Below are 22105 nucleotides of genomic sequence, written 5' to 3' on the forward strand. Positions count from 1 at the left end.
GGGGAGAAACGCCATGTGTACCACATTCGGCATTCGCGGCACGCTGACACTGGCGCTATGGGCCGCATACGGCGCGGCCGGCATGGCGCAGCCGTTCGACCAGGTGCTGGACACCGATCAAAGCAGCACCGTCAGCTTGCGCAAGCCCGGCGAGCAAGTGCTGATTGCCGATGGCGTGTCCATTGCGCCCAGCGCAGGGGCGGGCTTGATCGGCGCACCGGGTGACCGTTGGTGGATCACCAACCAAGGGGACGTTGCCGGCGACTTTGCGGTTCACCTGCAAGGGGAGAGCGGCCTGCGCAACGTCCGGCAAATCCGTGGCACACACATCGGCGTTCTCGCCAATCAAGGGCTGACCTTGAGCAACGGCGTGGGCGCGGCTATTTCCGGGCTGTCGGCGGTCATGAGTCACGGGCCATTGGTGCTGGACAATCAGGGCCTGATCGAGGGCACCTATGACGGCTTGGTGATCTCGCCCACGCAGCTCGCCCAGGGCGCGGCCGTTGACAACGGCGGCACGTTGCGCGGTGGGCGCTTCGGCATCGTCCTGCGGACGGCGGCGTTCGACCCGGCAACCCACATCATCCGCAATCGAACGGGCGCACTGATCGAGAGTCTTGGCGGTAATGGCGTTGATCTGCTCCACAGCTTGACCACGATCCATAACGAGGCGGGCGCCACGGTGCAGGGGCAACACTCGGCGCTGGCCGGTGGCGATCGCTACACCTTCTTGAACCTGGACAACGCTGGCAGCATACGCGGCGGTACCGGCGCCGGGGTCTGGTCCTATGGCGGCGGGCGCATCGTCAATCAAGCCGGCGGGGAAATTACCGGCAGCGGCGCGCTGGCCTACGTGCGCAGCGTGGCCAGCACCGATAACAGCCTGCTCAACGCCGGTACCCTGCGCGCCAGCGCCAATGAATTCGTCGCGGGCAACGGTAGGTTCGCGGGCAGTGGCGCCGGGGTGTACTTTGGCGGGGTTGAGCCGACGGCGGGCGGGCGGGTGGACAACCTGGCCAGCGGCAGCATTTTAGGCAGCGTCTACGGCCTTTACAGTGGCGCGGCGGTGGCCGCCACGGATGCCGGCCCAATCACCGTCAACAACGCCGGGCTGATCACGGGGCGTACGGGTATCGCGCTCAACGGCGGCGACGGCAGCATCAGCAACCGAGGGACGATTCGCGGCACGGCGGGCGATGCCATCGTGTTCGACGCGGCTGCCGAGCGCCGCAACCGATTGACCCTCGATAGCGGCTCACGGCTAGAGGGCCAAGTCCGTGGTGGTGCGGGCTTCGATGCGCTGCTGCTGTTGGGCAGCGGCGCCGAGGACTTGAGCCGCTTTGTGGCCATGGACCAGCTAACGTTGCGCGGTGACGACTGGACACTCGGAGGCACCGGGGGCTTCGCCGCCAGCCGGGTCGAACGCGGCGTGTTGCGCCTCGACGGGCAGTTGACCAGCGATGTGCGGGTGGACACGCCAGGCACCCTGGCGGGCGGCGGCACCCTGCACGGCAATGCGCTGATCGATGGCACCCTGGCGCCCAGCGGCACGCTGACCATCGATGGCAACCTCAGCTTGAGCGAATCGGCGCTGCTCGACTATCGCCTGGGGCAAGCCAACCGCGCGGGTGGGCCACTCAATGACTTGACCCTGGTCCGTGGCGACCTGGTGCTCGATGGCACCCTCAAAGTGCGCAGCAGCCCAGGCGGAGCATTTGGCCCTGGCGTGTACCGCTTGTTTGAGTATGGCGGGCGGTTGCTCGACAACGGCCTGACCCTCGGCGCTGTGCCCGGCGGCAGCCAAGATCAGATCAGCACCGGCATCGCCGGCCAGGTCAACCTGCTGCATCGCGCGGAACAAGCGCTGAGCTGGTGGGATGGCGGCGGGCAGCCGTTCGACGGGCGCATTTCTGGTGGCACCGGCATTTGGCAAGCAGGCACCGACCTCAATTGGAGCGAGGCGAGCGGCGCCCTCAATGGCCGCTACGACCCTGGCAGTTTCGCCATCTTCGCGGGCCAGCCCGGTCAGGTGACCCTGAGCCACGCCCAGGGCCCCGTGCTGTCGGCGGGCATGCAGTTCGCCAGCGATGGCTATCGCCTCCAAGGCGAAGCCCTGACCCTGCTGGCGGGCCAGCACAGCCTGCGGGTCGGCGACGGCACGGCGCGGGGCGCGACCTTCAGCGCCACGATTACCGCGCCCTTGAGCGGTCTCGGTGGCCTGGACAAAAGCGACCTCGGCACCCTGGTGCTGGCCGGCGACAACCCATACAGCGGCGCCACCACCGTGTCCGGCGGCACCCTGCGCGCGGGCGCCGACCAGGTGTTTGCCCACAGTAGCGCGATTCAAGTACAGGCCGGCGCCACCCTGGACCTCGGTGGCTACCGGCAAACCGCGCAACGCCTGGCGGGTGCCGGCATGCTACTGCTGGGCGACGCGGAGCTGACCGTGCACAACGCTAGCAGCCGCGACGACTCGCGGTTCTCCGGGGTATTGCAAGGTTCTGGCGGTTTGCGCAAAAGCGGCGACGGCACGCTGACCTTGGACGGCGCCACGCGCTATCGCGGGGGCACCCACCTGCAAGGCGGGCAACTGCTGCTGGATGGCGGCAACGGCGGTGCCCAGTTGCAAAGCCAGGTGACGGGTGAGGCCACGGCACAGCTATCTCTGCGTAACGGTGCCAGCCTGCGCGGTCAGATCAACGGGCCAAACCTGGCGGTGGACGCCCTGAGCAGTTGGACCTTGACCGCCGATTCGCGGCTCGACCGGCTCCAGCATGCGGGGCAGATTGGCTTTGCCGAGCCCGGCCTACCGATGTTGAGCGGCCGGACCCTGCGCGTGCGCGAGCTTACCGGCCAGGGCGGCGTGGTGGCGTTGTACAGCGTGTTGGGCGGCAGTGGCGCGGTCAGCGATCGGCTGCTGATCGATGGCGGCAGCGCCACTGGCAGTACCTCACTGCTTATAAGCAATGCCGGTGGCCTGGGTGATCAGACCCTGGGCAATGGCCTGCCGGTGGTGCTCGCGGTGAATGGCGCGAGCACCACGGCCAACGCCTTCAGCCTGGCTCAGCCGGTGCTGGCCGGCCCTTACCAATACCGCTTGCAGCGCGGCGGCGCGGATGCCCCCGACGACTGGTTCTTGCGCTCCAGCACCGACACCGGGCCAGCCAACTACCGCGCGGAAACCACCCTGTACAGCGCCGCGCCAGGGCAAGCGCTGCGCGATCAACAGACCCTGCTGGGCAGCCTGCATCAGCGCCGTGGGGCGCGAGCCGACCTGGCGCTTGACCCCCAGCCCAACCATTGGCTGCGCACCATCAGCCAGCGTGACTGGTTCGCGGCCAACGGCCAGCGCTCGACGCTCAGCGCGGCGCAATTCGGCCTGGACCTGCTGGCCATCACCCAGGGGTCGCACACGGCACGCCTGGCTGGCTACGCGGCATACGGTACGAGCCATGGCGTGGCCGCACACACCGACCCGCAACAGCGCCGCGCACCTGCCGGCGGCAATCGCCTCACGGCCTACAGCCTCGGGCTGACCGGCACCTTGAGTAATGGCCAGGGTGGTTACCTCGACGCGGTGCTGCAAGGCAGCCACTACCAGTTGGCCAGCCGCTCCCGCGCCGGTATGCGTTTGAACACCCGTGGCTATGGCCTGGCCGCTTCCTTAGAGACCGGGCAACGTTTCGCGCTCGCAGAGCACTGGGATTGGCAACCGCAGGCGCAGCTGATCCACCAGCGCCTGGCCCTCGGCCAGGGCGCGGATGACGCTGGCCGCGTGCGGTTCGCCCCCAGCCAATCCACCCAGCTGCGCCTGGGTGGGCGCCTTAACCACAGCCTGCGCGCGCGCAGCGCGGCGCCCGCCACGGCTTGGCTGGGCCTGCATGTGCAACGCCAGCTGGGCAGCCCCGGCGCCACCGACTTCGCCACGCCGACCCAGGGCGCCGTGCGCTTCTTCGGCGAGCGCCCACGCGGCACATGGCGCGCGGAAGTCGGGGTGGAGGGCCACGTCCACCCGAACCTGCTGCTCAATGGCCGCCTTGCGGCCGAGCAGAGCCTCGGGGGGCCAAGTTGGCGGGGCCTTTCAGGGCAAGTGGGGGTGACCTGGCGGTTTTAGCGCGACGACGCGTTGCGGCCAATGATTCGCCCTGTGGCGCCACGAATTACCCTCAAATGCCGGGCTTTCTAAGATGCTCGCCAAAATGCAATTGCAGCAATTCAACCCGCCGAGGTGAGGTGTTTTCATCGACAATCCGCCGCGCGGCCTTAAGAAAGGTGGCCACTCCAGCGGCGAATATGCCCTTGGTTTCGGCCCTCGGTAGCGGATTGGTGATCTCCCTATGATAAAAATAGACGAAGGAGGAAAACCCTTCTCGGTCGACCTGACAGATTGCCCTAACCATGTCGTTCTCACTCACCCCATTGATCACCTGTTCATCAGCGGGATTCCAGCCACCACTGCATACGTTCTTTACGGCCTGAAGCAAGGTAGGCGGAGATGAAAGCTGCCGATTGCCGTCAATGAGTGTGTCTTTAACAATCGGATGCATGTTATCTACCGGATGCAGGCTACTCAGCCAAAGCTGAGGTCTCCCGCGTCTACGCTGTGCCCATTGCTCCACGATCTCAGAGGCCAATTGATCTGCGCCACGTTTTTCCAAATCAATGGCTATTGCACTGATTTTGTCGGCGGACAGTTGCTGCCATGCTGATTGGTAGCGCTCGGCGAGCGCAATGAAATCTTGATCATTCATGTCTGGATCAAAATAAACACTTTCGATGTATTTGATGGCGGCTGCCTCTGCGGCGGTAGAGGCCGCTTGCTTTTGACGCGCTTTGAATAGCAAATCAAATTCATCCTGCAAGCGATGACCGGTTAATAGATGCTTGACCACCAAGTTCAGAAAATCGATGTCACGGGACAACTTTGCATGCAGTGCGAACGCGGCGGCAGCGGTTGGGCTTTTGGATTTTTCCCCAACGTAGTTGCCTTGCATGCACCACGCAGTCCATTCGGCAACCAGCAAATCCAGGTTGGGGCCGCCAGGCACGGCATTAAAATTCAGCGCTGTCAGCAATACGATAGCGGGCAACAATTCTTCTTCAACCACCCCCTGAAGTTCTGTTTTACCCTCCAATAGGGTGCTGACCACTCGGTCAATCCGCTGAACCACGCGAATGTTAGTCACCGCATGTTTGATCAGGGCGCCACGAATTGCTAGGCGCAACGGCACATCTGGACTCAGGCCCATGTCTGCCGCCTCACCAGCCGTCGTGAGCAGGGCAATCTCGCGATCCACGCATTTCTCTTTCAGCGTGCGCCAATCATCGAGGTGGCTTTTCTCAATGGGCTCCTCATTCAGGATGATCAATATCTTGCAATTATTGCGTTTCAACAGATCAATAAACCCGAGCAGTGCCTCGACAGGCAAGCCGTCACTACGCCGCTCAATATCGTCCAGGACAATCAAGCGGTCATGCAAGACGTTGTCGATCAGCGTCGCCTGCACCAGGCCACTGACACTGCCCATAAGCGTCGCCAGACCTTCGCCGCCCGGCAGCCACTTTGCCGCCAATTTTTCCGTTACATCGATGGCGGCTCCGGCATAGCGCTTTAGACCGGACAATGCCTCACTTTTTTTCCCCAGAGAACTCTGAAACAGTGTGGACTTTATGTGCTCCACCGATTCCACGCCAAAGCAGGAGGCATACAAATGACTATTCTCATTCATCGCGGGGAACCCCGATTTCACCTCCTCCCAAAGATGGGTTTTCCCGGTGCCCCAAAGACCCTTCAACGCAATGACGCGCACCTGATCATCGTGCAGGTAGTGCAGCAAGCTTTCTTTGGTTTTTTCTCTACTCATAGGGGTAATCCATTTCCTTTAAGTGACAAAAATAACGGGCATGGCGTGCCTGTATGGGCCGAAATATTTACCACCTAAGTAGGTTGAACAAATGTTTGCCGGGCAAACCCATTGCAGCGCCAACGCCTATTTGACCACAGTCCAAAGCACGCTCCGCGTGTACGACGCTGTGGGCGCGTTGAGTGGGCGGATCGACCAATGAACGGGGCCTGGAGGACGGTGGCGCAACCTATTCGTGCCGCCATTGCGGGTGGTCAGTATCTGGAGTCCGCACCCTTCAGTGACCTGGTGCTTTTTTACGCCCTGACCAATGCGCCGTTGGGCACATCACATTGCCCCTGGCCCGGCCGACTGCGACAGCCGACCCTTGCTCCCATGCCTGCTGACGACGTCAGCGACATGCCAGGCAACCCGCGGTCTTCGAGGTTGCACCGCAGTTGCCACTGCGTGACCGTGCCAGCTCGCACCGCATCCAATCGCGAGCGGCCAGCCGTCTTTGGTGGCGGATGCTTTCACCTGATCAACCCTGCCATTCATTTGAGTGGAGGACTTTTTTCTTTGCCCATACAGGAGATTTCAACCATGGCACTGCGATTTAAAGGCTGCGAACTGCGCCCCGTGCTGGCCGAAGCCATCGCCAACCATTGCCGCGTCGTCCTGGCCAAGGACCAGGGCGTGTACTTCCTCGCCGAGCACGCAGAGCGCCACCCCGATGGCCGCGTCAAGCTGCTGGCCTATGCGGAGGGTTGCAACCCGGACACCGACCCGTTCGATGACTGGTGGGACTTGGCGCGCAACGAGCTGGGCGGCGACGACTTCGGCGAGTTCTTCAACCCCACCGATGGCGTGTTCGAACGGATCCTGCACAGCACGGACGACCTGCTGCTGTCTGCCTCTGCCACGCAACTAAAGCTAGCGGTGGCGCCGTCGGTGTAGCGCGGCGACCCCGGCCCTCTCAAGGCCCCCTTCATGGGGGCCGTGTTTTCTGCGTAGCGCGGCCATCGCCGCGCCTGCCCGTTCGTCTGCGGCCACCTGTGGCCCGCCTCGCCAGCCGACCCACCGACATGCCCACGGAGACGACTGCATGCGCGACCCATTCAAGATCAGCCAACCCACTTGCATCAGCTTCTCCGGGGGGCGCACCAGCGCCTACATGCTCTGGCGGGTGTTGCAGGCCAATGGCGGCCTGCCTGCCGACACCCTGGTGTGCTTCGCCAACACCGGCAAGGAAGTGGCAGCCAGCTTGCGCTTCGTACGCGACTGCGCCTCATACTGGCGGGTGCCGATCCGCTGGTTGGAGTACCAGCCCACGGAACCGGGCTTCAGGCTGGTCGATTTCGCCCAAGCCAGCCGCCAGGGCGAACCCTTCGAGGCGCTGATCCGCAAGCGCCAGTACCTGCCCAATCCGGTTGCGCGAGGCTGCACCACCAGCCTGAAGATTCGCCCGATGCACCGCTATCTGCGGCATCTGGGGTGGACGGACTGGCACCAGATGATCGGCATCCGCGCCGACGAGCAGCGCCGAGTCGCCAAGATTCGGGCGCGCGGCCATTCCACCGAATCGGCCCACGAGATCATGTGCATGCCGCTGGCGGACGCTGGCGTCACCGTGGGCGAGGTCGGCGCATTCTGGCAGGCCCAGCCGTTCGACCTCGACCTGCTCACGGTCAACGGGCGCACCCTCGAAGGCAACTGCGACCTGTGTTTCCTCAAGCCGTACCGGCAGCGCTTGGCCCTGATCAAGGCCCAGCCCGCAGCCGCCGAGTGGTGGATTCGCATGGAAGCGCTGCACTTGGCAAGCAAGCCCAGCGGCGCGCGGTTCCGCGCCGAGGGTCCAAGCTACGCCGAGCTGGCGCGCTTTGCCGCAGCCCAGGGTGACCTGTTCGACGCGGCCGAGGAGCCGCTCGCTTGCTTCTGCGGCGACTGATGGGCAGGGGCAGGCCGCCCACCTCGCCCTCACGGCAAGGTGTCGGTGGCGCGCGCTTGGCGACGCGGACAAAGGGTCGTACCGGGATGCCGATTGCCTGTTGCCGTGCGCGCGGGACCTGACCATGCTGACCCCATGCTTGCTGACGTGGTCAGCGACATGCCAGGCAACCATCGGTCTTCGAGGTTGCGGCGCAGTTGCCACTGCGTGACCGTACCAGCTCGCACCGCATCCGTTCGCGAGCGCCCACCGTCTGGTGGTGGATGCTTTCGCCTTATCAACCCAGCGCGGGGTTACGCACCTCTCCCCGCATGCGTGGGGTCGGTGTGTCTCCGCTATCCCAATGGAGATTCACCATGCACACCACGTCCAACGAGCAATCGTATTTCAACCTCCACACCTCGGGCATCGGCTACCTCCAGCGAGTCCGTGAAGTGCCGGTGCGCAGTGGCCGCCGCGCGCAGCCATTCCTCGCCTGCACCATCGCCGCGCTGGTAGGCCCGGCCAGGGACCCCAGCTACCGCTACTTCGACGTCAAGGTCTCGGGTGCCGAGGCCAAGCAACTGGTCGAGCGCTACCTCGGTGTTGACGATCGCCGGCAGCGCCCGCTGGTGCGCTTTCGCCTCGGTGACCTGTGGGGCGATGCCTATATCCGCGACAAGGGCGAACAGAAAGGCCAAGCCGCCGCGACCCTCAAAGCGCGACTGCTCAAGGCCGAACTGCTCGACCGCGGCGAATTGGCTTCGCTCAAGCAGCACGAACTGATCACCCGTGGCATCGGCTACCTGAGCCGCCCCAAGGACGTCAGCCCCAAGGCTGGCGATCCGTTCCTGTCGTGCTGCGTCGCGGCGCTGGCCGGGCCAATCAATGAGCCGGATTATCGGTACTTCGACACTATCGTCACCACCCCCGAGGCCGAGCACCTGGTTCGCCGGTGCATACAAGCGATCGAAGGGGAGCGCAAAGTGCTGATCGGCTTCCGTTTGAACGACATGCAGATCGATCCGTACATCCGCACCAAGGGCGAGCGCGCCGGGGAACCGGCCGCGAGCTTGGAATCGAAGTTGGTCCATATCGGTCTGATCAAGATCGACGGCATCCAGGTCCATCCGCCGCTCCAGACGCCGGCCGAGGCGCCACCAACCGAGGACGCACCCGCGCCCGTAGCCGAGGTTGCCACCGACCAGCCTGTCGAGCCCGCCGAGCGCGAGCCCGCCAGTGAAGTCGAGGAGCAGCAGCCCGCATTGGCCGCTTCGTTCTGAACCCGCATGGCCCCGCGTGGGGCCTTGCCTTCCGCCTATTTCTCAAGCTCAAGGAGTGCCATCATGGCAGCCACGCCCATCGTCGTCCCTGGCCAACTTACGCTGCGCACCATCCGTGGCAAGAACGGCCCGTTCACGGTCGGTCGCCTCACCACACACCTCGGTGTGTTCGAGGTCAAAGACCCGGAACTGGAGCAGTACCCCGAGGGCAAGTACGAGGGGGAATTCATCGTCAGGTACATCTTCCCGAAGTCTTACCCCGTCGGCGGCGGCATGCGCTTCGAAATCCGCGCCAGCCTCGACGGGATGACGCTCTACGGTATCGACAAACTGAGCCGCGACGAAGCCGGCAGCTTTACCACGCAAGAGGTCGATCCGCTCGATGAAGAGCTGGCGACCCCGCCTGCGGCAACACCCGCCAAGCCGGCCAAGCCGGCCAAAGCCACCAAGCCCGCCAAGCCCGCACCCGTGCAGGCATCGGCGGACCCGCTGGTCGACACCACGCCCTTCGGCGTGGACGCGCCGCCGCCTGCTGCGGTTGCCGCCCCCGGCAACCCCGAGGAGGGCGACGCCGCGCTGTTTGGCGTCCTGTGGCCGCTTGGCGAGTCCGTGAAACTGGATTCGACCATCGATCGCCGCGCCTTGCGCGCGCAGATCGCCCGATTGGGCGAGCTGGGCTACGCGCTCAACTTCAAGATGCAAGAGTGGAGCCACCAGGCCGAACTGCAACCTGCGTGATCAGCAACCGCATTCGCGGTTTGTTCATCCACCCGCCGAGGTTCCTTCCCTGCGGGGTAAGGCCCCGGCATTTTTTCGAGGGCCTTGATTATGTCCACCACCGCTGGCGATACACCGCATTGCGCTCTGGATGCAACCACCTGGCGGGAGTTCTGCACCACCGCCGCCGCATACGCCCAGCGCGGTTGCGGCCTGTCCTACGACCACTATGTGACGCTCTTCAGTACGCAGATCGACGAGCAAGTACGTCGATTGCCGGCCAGCCAGCGGGCTCAGGCCCTGGCAATCGCGACCCAGCAATGGGGCTACGAAACCCCCGCCGAACGGCAGGCAACCCAGGACTCGCTCGCTGACGACGGCTGCTGTTCCCACGGCATCGCCTTCGGTTACTGCCCGGCCGGTTGTGATCTACCCGATGACGACGACTGGGATTGAGGGCAACGCCTAGGTGGCGGCGCCAAACTGGCGACTTTTCAACACCCGCTGGGGCGCTTCCCCAGGGGGGAAAGCCCCGGCCCCTTTTCAGGAAACTTGCTCATGGGCTGGTCCTTTTCACGGCAAGCGCGATCCGCGTTGATCGCGCAACTGATCCAACCGCAGGAAACCGAGCGCGCCAGCGCCAAGGCCCTCGCTCACACCCTACGCGGCAACGTGCTGTGGTCGGTGGTCGAGCTCACCGCCAAGGCCACAGGCGTGCATCCTGGTCTCGCACCGGGGCAATCGCTGCGCTACATCCGCTGCGCTCTGCTGAAGCGCAGCGGCAACCAGTGGGGCTACAAGGCGCTGGAAGAGTCCATGCACCCGTACTACTACTCGTGCCCGCTGTCCTATTTGGACCTCGCACCGGAGCAGGCCGCCGACTGGCGTGCCGGCGTTCGCGCCTACCACGCACACCGGCACGCAGCCAAAGCATCCGCCGCAGCGCCGCTGGACTGAGCCAAGCAGGCGCTTCACATCAACCCGCGCACCCGGCAGTTCGAGCCGGACTGAGCGCTCTTCTTCCACCCGCTGGGGCAGCACCTGCCCCAGCGGGCGGTGCTGTTCCGGTTCATCTTAAGGACCGCAGCATGCCCGCCAACACTTCTTCCACCCGGCTGTACCGCATCGACGAATGCCCTGACGTGATGGCCGACGCTTGCGTCGGCGATGACCAGGGCAACCTGATCTTCCTGTCCATTTGGGCGCGCGATACGGCCGTCCAGCAGTTCCTCGCGCGCCTGACCCTCGGGCGCGACGAGCAGGGGCTGGACCAGTTCCATGTGATCACCGACCAGGGCGGCAGCGTCCCGGTATTCATCGGCAACGTTGATCGCTTGGATAAGCGCATGACCCGCGCCTACCGGCGCACGCTGTTCGGGTCGTTATGCAACCTGTGGCTGTTCGACTGGCGCTGCGTCAAGCCGGATAAGGCCAACGCCAGCGCACTGGCACTGCTGCCGCAGGGCAGCGCTCAGCGGCTTGAGCGCCTGTGGACGTTGGTGCGCGACACCTGCCCGTTGCCGCTGCTCGACCACTGGCGCGAACCCGTGCTGGAGCTGCTGCACAGCCGCGAGATGCTGGCCCGCCTGCCATTCGCCTTCGGGCCGCTGGAAGGCCATCGGCTCGCCATCGACCTGCCAGCGCTGACCTTGGCGCTGGGCTCGTTGATCCGCAGTGACGTGCTCACCGCCTATCCCTATCCGGGGAAGATTTTCACCGCGCCAGCGGTGGCCGTCTGACCCACCCACGCAAGCACGCCAAGGCGTGCCTGCGCCATTGATCCTCGCCAACCAGGAGACTGCCATGGCCCTGATGTTCCCGCGGCTCGCCCGCAATTTCGCCAAGAACGGCTACTACCCGACCGACGAAGCCACGCTCGAACGCGCCCTCAATGCACTGATGCCCAGCGACGGGCCGATGTGCATCCTCGATCCCTGCGCCGGCGAAGGCGTGGCGATTGCCGAAGCCGCCCATGCCCTCGGGCGCGAGCAGGCCAAGGCGTTCGCCGTCGAGTTCGACGCCGAGCGCGCACGCCATGCGCGCGGCCTGGTCGATCACTGCCTGCATGCAGACCTGATGGACACGATGCTCTCCAAGCAGTCGTTCGGGCTGCTCTGGCTCAATCCGCCATACGGCGATCTGGCCAAGGACGTCAACGGCAACATCGGCTACCAAGGCCAAGGCCGTGCCCGCCTGGAAAAGTTGTTCTACCAGCGCAGTCTGTCGCTGTTGCAATACGGCGGCGTGCTGGTCTTCATCGTCCCCAGTTACGTGCTCGACGCGGAGCTGGTCGGCTGGCTGACCCGGCACTACACCGATCTGCGCATCTACCGAGCGGTGGAAACGCAGTTCAAGCAAGTGGTGATCTTCGGGCGCCGGGTACGCCAGCGCGAGCTGGCTCTCGATGCGGTCAAAGCCGTGCGTGACCTGCTATTGCAGGTCGGGCAAGGCGCGGTCGCAGCCGAGGAGCTGCCCAGCGCTTGGCCGTTCCTGCCATACATAGTCCCCGCCAGCCCCACTGAGCCGGAGCATTTCTTCCGCGTGACCATGGAGCCCGCGCAGTTCGCCGACGAAGTGGGCCGGCTGCAAGGTCTCTGGCCATCCCTGGACACCTACCTGGGAGCCGCGCAGCAATCGCTGCGGCCACCGGCGCGGGCCTTGTCGCACTGGCATCTCGCCCTGGCGCTCGCCGCGGGCGCGATCTCCGGGGTGGTGCGCTCCAAGACCGGGCGGGTGCTCGTCGTCAAAGGTGACACCCATAAGGACAAAACGCTCCAGCGGGAATTTACCGAGCGCGAAGACGGCTCCATTGCCGAGACCCGCATCCTCACCGACAAGTTCGTGCCGGTGGTCCGCGCCTGGGACATGACGCCTGGCTCCGCGACACGGGGCGAGGTGTTGACCATTCGCTGATCGCTTCTCCAGCGTCGACGGTTCGCCGTCGATTTCCTCCACCCACCGGGGTCCAGTCGCCCCGCTGGGGTGCCGTGGCCCCTTCATTCTCAAGGAGCCTTCCATGGCAACCCAAGCACCTTTCAACGGCCCGACATCGAGCCGACGCTTCTCGCCCGGCCACACGGTCATGACCGCCGGCGTCGATGACCTGGTCCAACGCGGCCAGCTCGACCCGATTCCCTACCTGTGCCGCCATCTCAACGCAGACTGGGGCGATCTCGACGACTACGACAAGCAGCAAAACGATGCTGCGCTGAAGTCCGGCGAGGAGCGCCTGTTTTCCTCCTACCAGCTCGGCCCCAGCAGCCAGCTGTGGATCATTACTGAATGGGACCGCACCGTGACCACGCTGCTGCTGCCCCACGAGTACTGACGCTCTGCAAACCACGGCCACGCGCCGTTCTTTTCTCCCACCACGGGGCATGCCATCGCCCCGCTGGGGGTGGTGCATGCCCCATTTGCTTTGGAGCATCACCATGTCTACCGATCTTGCAATCACCGGCGCCGAGCTTGAGCCCGTACAGGGCGAGCTGCTCGACGCTTCGTCTTCTTCCCCTCTGACCCTGAGCCTTCAGCAGTTCGTCGGCGAGTTCGGCGACGAACTGCTCGACACCCTCAACAGCGCCAACCCGCCGGTCTACACCGGCCAGCCTCGGGCGCACCGGCAACTCATAGTCGCCAGCCTCAAGCGCAGGCTGTTCCAAGCCCAGGCCGAGGTGGTGCACGCCGCCGCCGAGCTGCTGATCGAGCGTGGCGAACGCGCGGCGATCGTCAACGGCGAGATGGGTTGCGGCAAGACCACGGTCGGTATCGCCACGGCTGCCGTACTCAATGCCGAAGGCTACCGCCGCACCTTGATCCTCTCGCCGCCGCACTTGGTTTACAAGTGGCGGCGGGAGATCCAGGAGACGGTGGCCAATGCCAAGGTCTGGGTGCTCAATGGCCCGGACACCTTGGTCAAGCTCATCAAGCTGCGCGAGCAGTTGGGTGTGCAGCCCACGGCCCAGGAGTTCTTTGTCCTGGGGCGCGTCAGGATGCGCATGGGTTTTCACTGGAAGCCGGTCTTCACCCTGCGGCGCACTCGCCACGGCAACGTGGCGGCCTGCCCGGACTGCGGCACGCTCATCACCGACCTCCACGGCGCGCCGGTCAACCCGGTCGAGCTCGAAGCCGAGGAATACCGTAGGAAGTGCCGCCAGTGTGTCGCGCCGTTGTGGACGCTGATCCGTCCGCGCAGCCTGTCTGGCAGCGACCAGTCCTCGGCTGTATTGAAAGCCCTGAAGCGCATACCGACCATCGGCGCAGTCACCGCGCAGAAGCTGATGCACAAGTTCGGTGATGGCTTCCTGGCGTCGATGCTCGGCGACAACATCCATGAGTTCATCAACCTCATGGACGGCAACGGCGAGCTGGTGTTTTCCGACCGTCAGGCGACGCGCATGGAGCGCGCCATGGCGAACATGGAGTTCGGCTTTGGCGAAGGCGGCTACCAGCCGTCCGAGTTCATCAAACGCTACCTGCCGCAAGGCACGTTCGGCCTGCTGATCGCTGATGAAGCGCATGAGTACAAGAACGGCGGCAGTGCCCAGGGCCAGGCCATGGGCGTGCTGACGGCAAAGGCGCGCAAGACCTTGCTGCTGACCGGCACCTTGATGGGCGGCTACGGCGACGATCTGTTCTACCTGCTGTTCCGAGCCCTACCGGGGCGGATGATCGAAGACGGCTACCGTCCGAGCACGAGCGGCAGCATGACCTCGGCCGCGATGGCGTTTATGCGCGATCACGGGGTGTTGAAGGACATCTATTCCGAGAGCAGCGGCATCGCGCACAAGACCGCCAAGGGCAGCAAAGTATCGGTGCGCACGGTCAAGGCTCCGGGCTTCGGCCCCAAGGGCGTGCTGCGCTGCATCCTGCCGTTCACCCTCTTTCTCAAGCTCAAGGACATCGGCGGCAACGTCCTGCCGCCGTATGACGAGGAGTTCCGTGAAGTCCAAATGGACGTGGCGCAAGCCGCGGCCTACCGCGACTTGGCGGGTCGGCTGAGCGCGGAGTTGAAACAAGCTCTGGCGCGACGCGATACGACCCTGCTCGGCGTGGTGCTCAACGTGCTGCTGGCTTGGCCGGATTGCTGTTTCCGCGCGGAGACCGTGGTCCATCCGCGCACGCGCAACACCTTGGCGTTCGTCGCGGCGCAGTTCCACGAGTTGGAGGTGATGCCCAAAGAGCGCGAGCTGATCGACCTCTGCAAAGCGCAGAAGGCCCTGGGCCGCAAGGTCCTGGCTTATACGGTCTATACCGGCACGCGCGACACCACGTCGCGTTTGAAGGTGCTACTGGAGCAGGAAGGCTTCAAGGTGGCGGTGCTGCGCGCTAGCGTCGATGCCAGCCGCCGCGAGGACTGGATCGCCGAGCAACTGGATCGTGGCATAGACGTGCTCATCACCAACCCCGAGCTGGTCAAGACCGGGTTGGACTTGCTGGACTTTCCAACGATTGTGTTCATGCAGTCGGGGTACAACGTCTATTCACTTCAGCAAGCGGCACGCCGCTCCTGGCGCATCGGGCAACAACAGCCGGTGCGTGTGATCTACCTCGGCTACGCGGCGACCTCGCAGATGACCTGCCTGGAGTTGATGGCCAAGAAGATCATGGTCGCGCAGTCCACGTCGGGCGACGTGCCGGAATCGGGGCTCGATGTTTTGAACCAGGACGGTGATTCAGTCGAAGTCGCACTGGCCCGGCAATTAGTCGCGGGCTAGAACGACCACTTGCGGCGCCCAATTGGGCGCCGCTTTTTTATTACCAAGTTCCGCGTAATTACTGCCGCGCGCCAGCCCGTCCACCGCACGCAACGCATACCGCTGATTGCGCAATTCTCGGCCATTTGCGATAGATCTTATAGGCAGTGGCTAGCCGCACTGCATACCGTTGTCCTTCAGCCGATTCAACAAGGACAAGACATGGAAGGCTATTTTATTCGGCTGGGCGATAAAACCAGCTGTGGCGGCGAGGTGCTGCAAGCCGATTCGCGGCTCATGTTTTTTGGCATTGCCCATGCCCGCGAAGGCGACCCGGTTTCCTGTGGCAAGGATGGCAAGGTTTACCAGATTCTTGGCGGCATCCCGTCGTTCGACAGCCACGACAGATTGCTGGCCGGCCACCTGGACAGCCTCAGCGGCTGCCCCTGCCAAGCGCGGTTGATTCCGTCGTTTTTTACCGCGACCTACGAATCCCACGCCAATGCCGCGCCCGCCGCCAGCAGCCGCTCCAGAGCCACGCCTGCCGCGCCATCTGCTCCGGTGGCCGCCAACCATTGGCGCCCGTCGGCGGCCGTGGCGGAGCAGCCGATGGGCGCTGCCTGCGTGTTCGCCAAATGCCGCAAGTTACCCGATGCACTGATCGACTACAGCACGGCGCGGGGGACTTTCCCGATCGATAGCGTCGATGACTACGGCAGCCTGGTGTTGCTCGGCGCTCGCGAACTCGATGAGCGCGGCCAGTTGCCGCTGAAGCAGATCAGTGGCGCCGTGCCCCCGGGATTTGGCTCGTTGGCCATCGCCGGCATCGCCGCCGACGCAGGGGCGTCCTGTGGTGGCCTCTGCGAGGCTGGCGCTGCCCGCGCGGCCCAGGCGCTCAGCGCGGGCGTTGGCCGGCTGGCGGGCGGCGCCGCGCTCTCGGCGGGCATGGCCGGCGCTACGCTGCTGGGGGTGGTGGCCATGCTCTGGCCGTCGAGCTTGGGCGACAGCGCGCTCTACACCGAGGAACAACTGCGCGCCATGCACCAAGCCCGCACCCGGCTGCGCATCAGGGTCGAGCAGCGCGCCGACGGCAGCCTCAAAGGCTACGGCTTCAACACCCAGCTACGCAGCGACTGGGAAACCATCCCCGTCGTCCAGTTCAGCCGCATTGGCAGCCAGATGGTGGCCGATTTGGGCGACGGCCTTGAGCTGATTTGGACGCCGGCGGTCAACCCGGCCGACACCCTCGGCATCCCCGCGCTGGAGGCGGCGCCGCAAGCCCCGCAGATCGCGATCTACCCACCTGTGGAGCAGGCGGACAGCCTGATCGTCAACCCGCTCTATCCGCCCGAGTACCGCGATTTCATCCTGGTGTTCCCGGCCGATTCCGGGGTTGCGCCGCTCTATATCGTGGTCAATGCCCGGCATGATGCAGGGACGGTGACGGGGCGAGGCAAGGACGTGAAAGGCATCTGGCTGGCTGGGGCTGGCGAGGGGCTTGGGGTGCCCATTCCTGTACGGATCGCTGATAAGCTTCGTGGGCTAGAGTTCTCTCGGTTCGACGATTTTCGAGAGGCTTTTTGGAAAGCGGTTGCCAACGATGCCTCGCTTGCGAGTCAGTTCAATAAGAGCAATTTGGCCGATATGAGAAGAGGTGTAGCGCCTATTGCGGTTAGAACTGAGCACGCTGGAAAACGAACCTCCTTTGAGTTACACCATATCGAATTGATCAAGGATGGCGGAGCCGTTTACGACATCGAAAACATTAGGGCCGTTACGCCGCGGCGCCACATTGATATTCACCGAGGAAGATAGGTGCCATGGAACTAAAGCGAAACCTTTCTGACTACACCGAGCAAGAATTTATCATTTTCATCCATGCGATTCTTAATTGGCGAACGGAGGATGAACGTTCCGAGTTAATTGCACATTTCAACTCTGTGGTGCCGCATCCAGACGGCTCTGATCTCATTTATTACCCCCAGGTGGGCGCGGATGACTCACCGGAGGGTATAACGGCGATCATTAAAGCTTGGTGTGCTACGAACCGGTTACCCGGCTTTAAATCCGCCTGATTCAGCGGGGCTGGCAAAGCAGCCGCCCGCGGTTGGCCAAGGGCACAATCATTCATATGGCGCAATTCGATCACCCTAGCGGGTCGGCCAACACCGCCCACACAAGCAATGCTGAGTCGCTGCCAGCAGCCGGCGTCAGCGAGCCAGAAACGCCGCCGCTGGACCTCACCGACTTGGCGCTACCACCCCGCTTGGCCGAAGTCGCGCGGGGCCTGTGCGCGCTCAAGTTGCACATGGATCGCCAGGCGCGGAGCCAGGTCGGCCAGCCGTTCCTCGACGATTGGATGGATGATCAGAACACCTGTGCCTACCACCCCAACTCCTTGGTACAACTGGTTCTGCCGTTTGTCGATTGGCAGCCGAGCCCGCGCCAGTGCTTGCGCGCTTGGGTCAATCCACGCCACGTCATAGGCGCGAGCATCAAGGGCTTGCCAGAGCACGTCGCGCCGAACCAAGTGCCGGCCACCATCGCGCGCTACGCCCAAACGTTCGGCACGCCCGACAACGCCTACTACGTGTGGATCAAGCCGTTGGGCCTGTTTTACGCGCATGAGGGCAAGCATCGCGTGGCGTTCATGCGCGCCCACGAGCAACCCGCCATCGCCGCGTGGGTGCGCGAGGCGTCCTATCCGGCCGCCGAGCGCCTGGCCATCGTGCGGCCCACTGACGAGCGCGACGAGTGGTTGGCCGCGCTGGATGGCCGCTACCTGCAAGTGCTGCGCCGACCGAGAACCTCTTGCCTATTGCTGCAAGCCTATGGCGTGCCAACCCTGGGCTGGCGAGATGTGCCCCACCTGCCGCAAGAGCATCGGGTGCGCCAAGAGATTTATCGACGCAAGCTGCACCGGCCTCCGCGCAGCACAGCAGCGGCTGAACTCATCCTGGATTTGGCGAGCGTCCACTCGCAAACTGGCGTACCCACCGAAAAGCGCGCATGGTCGGTCCTGGACTTACCTTTGTATCGCTGCGACTGGTTGCGACTCGGACTCTTGATCGCCGCATCCCTAACGCTTGGAATGCTGCTGAGTCTGCTGGACCAGCCCTGGGGACACAGCGCGGGTTTGCTCTCGATGGGCCTCGGCTGCGGGCTGATCCTGTCACTGAAGGTCATGCGGTTTTTTGAGCCAAAAGCGTTCTGCAATGACGATGACTGAAGGTGCTGTCCAGCGGTTCGGGTCAACTCCAGGAGACAGAAGCAAGTCCGGCCACATGTGGAAGAGCTAAAGGCATCCGCTTATGGTCCTAGTCGGTTGCGCGAACAGGCACGACTCCAAGACGTTCGAGAAGTGTCTGGACACGATTCCAGCTAACGCGGATACCCTCCCTTCCTTTCCTACGATCAGGCAGTAGCAAGAGGTATCATCCGTTCAGCGTTGCCATGTAGGACGGGCATGGCAAATTCACGCGGAGACTGAGTGCCGAGCCGAGGGGTTCGATTTGTTTCGCAGCATCACAACAAATGGCGGAGGTTCATGAATGGCGCAGGAATTTTTGTTGAGATTTCTAGAGATTGGAGCAATAGACCTCAAGGGAGAAGACACCAGGCTCGGTAAGCTTCGATCCACGGCGAAGGACCTGGCAACCATTTTGCGAAAGGCCCCTTCGAAGACTGCCTGCTTCACGATGGCAGCCGCCGACCCCAACATCGCGGCGACCGATCCAACCATCGTGGAGGCCATGGCTTCCCTGCGTAGACAATGGGAGACTGTCGCAAACGCTTTTTCAGGAGTCCCAGTGGGTCTCTTGAGACCTGTTCTTTTGGATGCGATCGTGCAAGCTGCTCGTGCAGACGATGCAATTGCCGTTGCCTTTGTCAATACGGCGCGCAACGCCTTGGCGTACGCGGAAGCCTCCAAAGAAGCTGAGATATGGCATGAAGCTGTCAGCGAAATTGAAACCAAGGTAGATGCGCGCGCGGTGGCCGAGTGGGCAACGCCAGAGATGATTGAGGTCGGGTCTCTGCAATATACTCCGCCACCTTTGTTGGGTAAGGTTTCTAAAGCGCCGGGCCCTGATCTAGAAGCTTTACAGCAGAGCACCGCTGAGGCATTAAAACATGTTGGCCATGGGCAATATTCCCAACAATGGGTGCCCACTGTTTTAAACGAGTTTAGCGACGGCCTTTCTCAAGTTCTTACCGATCTCGCCACGAAGCTTGCGCCAACTCCAGTAGATATCTCAAGCCCTCTAGCTATTTTGGCAAAAGAGGTCGCCAGTCATGTTGACAAAGCCTTGGCGAGCTTCAGTGGCGCCACAGCAGGCTTGCAGCGCCGCACTAACCTTCTATGGTGGAAAGAAGCGCTGTATTCTCCGAGCGCTCATACAAGTTACCTTGATCTGTCGCCATTCGAGGCATCAGCATTGATGGCACTCGACCTACATGAGCAGGTGCCAACTTATTCGCCTGCAAGCGTTTCGGCCTTCCTTCGGGAAGCCATCCGCTGTCTTCCCGCTGCAAGTGATGCCTCCAGTGGGCAGCGTGACGTGGCTAGCCTCGTGCACAGTGCAAGGACCACCGCTTTCATGCAGCCTTTTCGTACGTTGGCAGCCCAGTATGCGCCTGCACCAACTGGCAGAGGTCCAATTCTTGCGTTGATCGGGCATCCGCAGGACCTAGGCACAATTGACCCGACTACGCTGCGCGCACTCTGCGGGCTGGACGCGTCTTCTACGATGACCCCAGCTGAATGGGGAACATTGCTGTTCCGCGAGCTACAAACCGCACGTGCTACCAGCGACAGTTCAACTAAAAGAGCCAAGAAGAAGTAGAGCGTCCATGGACCGATGCCCACAACATAACTGTAGCGCCGACGACAATACGACCTGCGCGCTAGGCCATATCAAGCTGGATATGTGCCCGGAATGGAAGCGTGTAAGCAAGGGCGTTGTAGCCGCTCCGACAGGTGATGACCAAATGTTGCTCCCATGGAGCGGTTTGGCGATGGGTGAATCTGACCTCAACTTTGTTTGTGGCAAAGTCAATCCCATTACTATCGGTATAGTCGGCCCTGAAAGCGCTGGTAAGACGACAATCCTGGGAGCTTTCTATTTGCTGCTGGGGCGAGGTGCATTAACTGCTGAGGCTATGTCTTTCAGCAGTTCATATACGCTTGCCGGTTGGGAAGCCGTGGCCACCTACCTACGTTGGAAGCCGGGACTGCCTCCAAGCTTTCCGCCACACACGCCTAGTGGCTCCGCGCGAGCACCAGGAATGCTTCACCTTGGATTTCGTCGAGAGGATGGATCGGTACGCGATTTTCTTTTTGCCGATGCGCCCGGAGAGTGGTTTCAAAAATGGGCCATCAACGAGCAGGCGGCTGATGCGCAAGGAGCCCGATGGATTGCCCGGCACGCAGACGTCACACTTCTAATTGCTGACCGTCAAGCACTTGCCGGACCGAAAATGGGGGCCGCACGAAACGATTTCCAGTTGCTCGCGCAGCGCGCGGTGGCCGAAGCCAAAGGAAGACATTTAGCACTCGTTTGGACAAAAGGCGACGTAGACGTGGCACCCGCCATGGAGGCCCAAATCAGAAAAGCGGTTTCGCCCGACGGATCAAAGATCCCTGAGTTCACAGTTAGTGTGTACTCGCGTGGGGAAATCGACGCGGCTGACGAATTCCGCAAACTCTTTGATTGGATTCTATCTACGAAGCGCGCAGGGGTGGAATTGCCCATGACAGAAGCATTTGGCCACGATCCGCTTTTCCGATTCGGAAGGAGACAGTAGTTGGCTGCTCAACACACCATTTTATTGGTCGGTGAATCTAACGTAGGCAAGACTCACTATGGCGCTCAGTTTTTGAAGCGACTCATGGTGAGGGCGTGCGCCCTAAAAATGTCTGGCGCGCCAACGAATTTGGAGGCGTTCACAACAGCACTCAGTTGTCTAACCGAGGGAAAGTCAACTGACCATACACCGGCCAGCACCTATGTTGAGAGCGTTTGGCCCATCACCGACGAATCCGGTCGCTATGCTGAATTGGTTTGGCCAGACTACGGCGGCGAACAAGTTCGCAACCTTGTCACGCAACGCCGAATCCCCGCTGCTTGGCGCGATCGCGTACTGGGTGCCAAAGACTGGGTTCTGCTTATCCGTTTGCATTCGCTTCGATCCGAGGATGACCTATTTTCACGCCCGCTACAGTCATTTGCGGCGGCTGAGTCTCAAGGAGCGCCCGTTGCACACGAGCTATCCGACCAAGCAAGGACGGTGGAACTGCTTCAGATGCTGCTCTATTTGGCCCAGTTTCACCTAGACCGCCCCCTGCGCACGCCCCGGTTGACCATCCTGCTCAGTTGCTGGGATGAGCTTGATACGACCGAACGGCCTGCGGATCTTTTAGCCTCTAGACTGCCCATGCTGTGGTCGTTCGTTCGCAGTAATTGGCTATCGCCTGCCGTGATTGGCCTGTCCGCTCTTGAGCGTGCCCTGAGCAAAACGGATGCAGATGAGGAATATGCGATCCGCGGCCCCGAAGAGTTTGGGTATGTGGTGCTGCCTGACGGAAAGAAGAATACTGACATCACGCTGCCCATCCAGCGCTTGATGGCTGATAGGACCTAA

Annotated in this window: 18 protein-coding genes; 17 read left to right on the forward strand and 1 reads right to left on the reverse strand. The window is 62.8% G+C overall.

The window, feature by feature from the left end; all coding sequences use genetic code 11:
* Positions 1-13: 13 nt before the first annotated feature.
* Positions 14-4114: an autotransporter outer membrane beta-barrel domain-containing protein gene (locus L1Z78_RS12440; protein WP_234641794.1), complete on the forward strand. Its 4101-nt coding sequence runs from the start codon at positions 14-16 to the stop codon at positions 4112-4114.
* Between the two features lie 52 nt (positions 4115-4166).
* Here the strand turns inward: L1Z78_RS12440 and L1Z78_RS12445 are convergent, their stop codons facing one another.
* Positions 4167-5864, reverse strand: coding sequence for a KAP family NTPase (locus L1Z78_RS12445; RefSeq protein WP_234641795.1), 1698 nt, complete (start codon positions 5862-5864; stop codon positions 4167-4169).
* A gap of 582 nt (positions 5865-6446) precedes the next feature.
* Here L1Z78_RS12445 and L1Z78_RS12450 point away from each other — a divergent pair.
* The 16 genes from L1Z78_RS12450 (at position 6447) to L1Z78_RS12525 (ending at position 22105) form a co-directional block, all read left to right on the forward strand.
* Positions 6447-6800 carry a DUF3085 domain-containing protein gene (locus tag L1Z78_RS12450; protein ID WP_234641796.1) on the forward strand — a complete coding sequence of 118 codons (354 nt, stop codon included), beginning with the start codon at positions 6447-6449 and terminating at the stop codon, positions 6798-6800.
* Between the two features lie 148 nt (positions 6801-6948).
* Positions 6949-7791 carry a phosphoadenosine phosphosulfate reductase family protein gene (locus L1Z78_RS12455; protein ID WP_234641797.1) on the forward strand — a complete coding sequence of 281 codons (843 nt, stop codon included), beginning with the start codon at positions 6949-6951 and terminating at the stop codon, positions 7789-7791.
* Positions 7792-8147: 356 nt separating this feature from the next.
* Positions 8148-9053 (forward strand): DUF3577 domain-containing protein, encoded by a 906-nt coding sequence (locus tag L1Z78_RS12460; RefSeq protein WP_234641798.1) that lies wholly within the window; start codon positions 8148-8150, stop codon positions 9051-9053.
* 63 nt (positions 9054-9116) lie between these two features.
* Positions 9117-9791, forward strand: a complete 675-nt coding sequence (locus tag L1Z78_RS12465; protein ID WP_234641799.1) for a DUF3275 family protein — start codon at positions 9117-9119, stop codon at positions 9789-9791.
* A gap of 90 nt (positions 9792-9881) precedes the next feature.
* A complete protein-coding gene (locus L1Z78_RS12470; RefSeq protein WP_234641800.1) occupies positions 9882-10226 on the forward strand; it encodes a hypothetical protein in 345 nt (114 codons plus the stop codon).
* Positions 10227-10328: 102 nt separating this feature from the next.
* Entirely contained in the window at positions 10329-10727 is a 399-nt protein-coding gene (locus tag L1Z78_RS12475) for a hypothetical protein (RefSeq protein WP_234641801.1), read from the forward strand.
* Positions 10728-10858: 131 nt separating this feature from the next.
* Positions 10859-11509, forward strand: coding sequence for a hypothetical protein (locus L1Z78_RS12480; protein ID WP_234641802.1), 651 nt, complete (start codon positions 10859-10861; stop codon positions 11507-11509).
* 64 nt (positions 11510-11573) lie between these two features.
* The gene (locus tag L1Z78_RS12485; RefSeq protein ID WP_234641803.1) at positions 11574-12683 is read left to right on the forward strand and encodes a DUF6094 domain-containing protein; all 1110 of its coding nucleotides are present in this window, start codon (positions 11574-11576) and stop codon (positions 12681-12683) included.
* Between the two features lie 103 nt (positions 12684-12786).
* Positions 12787-13098 carry a hypothetical protein gene (locus tag L1Z78_RS12490; RefSeq protein WP_234641804.1) on the forward strand — a complete coding sequence of 104 codons (312 nt, stop codon included), beginning with the start codon at positions 12787-12789 and terminating at the stop codon, positions 13096-13098.
* 103 nt (positions 13099-13201) lie between these two features.
* The gene (locus tag L1Z78_RS12495; protein WP_234641805.1) at positions 13202-15484 is read left to right on the forward strand and encodes a helicase-related protein; all 2283 of its coding nucleotides are present in this window, start codon (positions 13202-13204) and stop codon (positions 15482-15484) included.
* 201 nt (positions 15485-15685) lie between these two features.
* Positions 15686-17278: an S-type pyocin domain-containing protein gene (locus L1Z78_RS12500; protein WP_234641806.1), complete on the forward strand. Its 1593-nt coding sequence runs from the start codon at positions 15686-15688 to the stop codon at positions 17276-17278.
* A 5-nt stretch (positions 17279-17283) separates the two neighbouring features.
* Positions 17284-17538 carry a bacteriocin immunity protein gene (locus L1Z78_RS12505; protein ID WP_234641807.1) on the forward strand — a complete coding sequence of 85 codons (255 nt, stop codon included), beginning with the start codon at positions 17284-17286 and terminating at the stop codon, positions 17536-17538.
* Positions 17539-17594: 56 nt separating this feature from the next.
* The gene (locus L1Z78_RS12510; protein WP_234641808.1) at positions 17595-18692 is read left to right on the forward strand and encodes a hypothetical protein; all 1098 of its coding nucleotides are present in this window, start codon (positions 17595-17597) and stop codon (positions 18690-18692) included.
* Positions 18693-19014: 322 nt separating this feature from the next.
* Positions 19015-20307 carry a GTPase-associated system all-helical protein GASH gene (locus L1Z78_RS12515; protein ID WP_234641809.1) on the forward strand — a complete coding sequence of 431 codons (1293 nt, stop codon included), beginning with the start codon at positions 19015-19017 and terminating at the stop codon, positions 20305-20307.
* Between the two features lie 172 nt (positions 20308-20479).
* Positions 20480-21268, forward strand: coding sequence for a TRAFAC clade GTPase domain-containing protein (locus tag L1Z78_RS12520; RefSeq protein WP_234641810.1), 789 nt, complete (start codon positions 20480-20482; stop codon positions 21266-21268).
* Complete coding sequence (locus tag L1Z78_RS12525; RefSeq protein WP_234641811.1) at positions 21269-22105, forward strand: hypothetical protein; 837 nt, start codon at positions 21269-21271, stop codon at positions 22103-22105.

Source organism: Delftia tsuruhatensis (assembly GCF_903815225.1).
Taxonomy (GTDB): Bacteria; Pseudomonadota; Gammaproteobacteria; order Burkholderiales; family Burkholderiaceae_C; genus Comamonas; species Comamonas tsuruhatensis_A.